The sequence below is a fragment of the Vibrio sp. MM46 genome, from assembly GCF_027587135.1.
Classification (GTDB): Bacteria; Pseudomonadota; Gammaproteobacteria; order Enterobacterales; family Vibrionaceae; genus Vibrio; species Vibrio harveyi.
Genome location: NZ_JAPPTO010000068.1, coordinates 1 through 2,414, shown reverse-complemented (window position 1 = coordinate 2,414; position 2,414 = coordinate 1). Strand labels below are relative to the sequence as shown.

3 protein-coding genes are annotated in these 2,414 nt (G+C 39.6%); all 3 read right to left on the bottom strand.

Annotation, left to right across the window (positions count from 1 at the left end):
• Positions 1–13 precede the first annotated feature (13 nt).
• Positions 14–580 carry an imm11 family protein gene (locus OH459_RS27860; protein WP_047515613.1) on the bottom strand — a complete coding sequence of 189 codons (567 nt, stop codon included), beginning with the start codon at positions 578–580 and terminating at the stop codon, positions 14–16.
• A 70-nt stretch (positions 581–650) separates the two neighbouring features.
• A complete protein-coding gene (locus OH459_RS27855; protein WP_269989836.1) occupies positions 651–1,337 on the bottom strand; it encodes an AHH domain-containing protein in 687 nt (228 codons plus the stop codon).
• A gap of 14 nt (positions 1,338–1,351) precedes the next feature.
• A partial coding sequence (locus tag OH459_RS27850) for a SpaA isopeptide-forming pilin-related protein (protein WP_269989835.1) occupies positions 1,352–2,414 on the bottom strand: 1,063 nt, incomplete at its 5' end.

Here is a 2,414-nt window from a genome sequence, read left to right as displayed (position 1 = left end):
ATCTTATATACATCTATAAAAACTCCGAATAATCATCAACAGAGAAAAATTCTATCCCCTGTACTTTCTGCTCAAGAAACATTTCCATAATGGACTTATGGTAAAATATTTTATCCTTCCAACCAGAATCCCTAAATATAAGTCTTTTTTCAACTTCTATGCTATCTATCAAATCATCATTTACAACCAACCTATTCATTCCAGAGATAAACTCTCCACCTTCAAATTCATCGTAAAAATCGAAGTCACTTTTATCTCTGTCAATTACGTTTATTTCATTGCAAAGCTGTAACATTTTATAAGCATGATTTCCATTATCGACAAGAGTTATGTCAACCCAGTTCACTCCAAATAAGTTATTGAAAGAAATACTCTCAAAAACATCACTCCTTATTACTAGTGAAGGAATTAAAAACACATCAGTAATCTTATAACCTTCTGTAGGAGCAAACCTTTTTACAAGCGGAATTGGCTGATTAGGATATGTAAATACGTTGGATGGAACCGAATCAGATAATTCATCCGGAAAATCATAAAGTGGTGTTTCAACAATTTCTCTAGCAAAGTAATAATCGCTCATTTTCCGACCTTTAAAGTTCTTTGTTTTATTTCATTATCTTGGTGATTCAGGATGCCGTGTGAAGTATTTTTCATGCGATGCTCACAACATCCTCTATTTTTACTTTTGTTTTCAGAGTCACCACCAGCACACCGACCTTACTTACAGGAGAATAGTCATGACCATAAGTAGAAATAGTGTATAAAAAGCTGTTAAGTTTAGCTAGAATAGCTTTCGATTTTTGATTCATATGTAATGTAAATTTTTCTTTGTTGCCTGGTTTACAATACACTTTCGATTTTGCATTCTGCTTAATTGAGTCTATGTCGGAGTATACAGCTTTTATGTATTTATAATCTAAACCTCGTAGGTATGTAGCAACATCATCTTTTACTTCAACACTGGGGTCCTTTCCCTTCCAAAATTTAGTTTTAACGCTCGTGAAATCTATTCCACCATTATGGTTAGAACGGTGAACGTGAGTAGACGCTTGGCAAGCAATATCAGGCTCAGAGGGAAACATCACTCCATTTTCCCAAGAGTTAATATCATACTCATATGCTTCCCTATATTTTTTCCATTGAGGGGCATCCAAATTCTTCGTAGTAATGATATGGTGCGCTTCTAGACCACATTGCTCACTCTCTACTCTGCTATCTGCCCACGGGTGTTCCTTAAAATTGGATCCATATCCATTGTTTTTCCGAATCTGGGCAGCTAACTTTGCACCTGACCCATTGATTAGGCTGTGATTAGGCTTTTTACGTATCTTAGTCATATCATTATCATCGTTTAATAAGCATCGCACTTTTCAGGTTTCTTCCCGCAAACTGGGCAATGAAACTCTTCGCTACCCTTTTTCTCATTCGCCTTTGCAGAGTTCTTTCCTGACTGAGCAGACTCACCTGTATTATGTTTTACTTTTGCTGGATAAGTTTTCTCGCCCTTACCTAAGATTCGAGCAAAAAGATCATCAAACTTGCCCATCGCTTCTTTTAGTTTGTCGGGTACCATCTTGTCGATGATTTTTACCTCATCCGCTAACTTCAAGAAATACGCACCAAGCTCATCTGCACCCATTCTGTTTGCGTATGAAGCCAACTCAGTTGCCACTTCAATACAAGGTTTTAAAACATCACTAACAATTTGGCTGGTTTGCTTGGCGTAATCCATCCAATCTAATGTACGCAAGAATTTTTCTGGATCGCCTTTACCCATGCCTCTTAAAACAGCTAACAAAGTATCTTTTGATGTCCCTTTGCCGCCTTTTAGCGCAACTTTACACGTACCTTTTACTGCACTACCAAATGTAGGAACACAGCCGACAAGGGTAAGTGAAAGCGCTAACCAGTTTTCGGGCTTATCACGCTCTTCTTCGCTCAACAAAGTCATAATGTTCGCTGATAAATCGCGCACGTCAGCGGCTTGGTCGACAACAGGGATCATCGTCAGCGCTGTATTGGCGATGATTTGCTCAACGGAAGCATCATCGTTGAAATCACCAAGAATCACGCCCCAAATCCAACTGGCAGCACCAGACATTCGCGTCCAAGTATTTTCCCAGAAGCTAACTTCACCTTTCTTTGTTTCTTCAATGATCAGTTGAGCGTTCGCACTCGGATTAAAGTTCGGATTGGTCTTAGTTGGCACATTCGGCATAAAGTCTCGGCTGTCCTCGCCGTACTCAATGGCAAACTCACCCGGAGCAATGCCACCGACCGAAGCCTTACCGCTGTTATCCAATGTTCCTTCAAATACGGCGTCAGATTGGTCGGTTAGAGTATAAGTTGCGCCTTGAACAGGTTCACCGTCTGAGTATGAGAGGTATAAGTCAACCGTATAGGTCCCTTCCTGC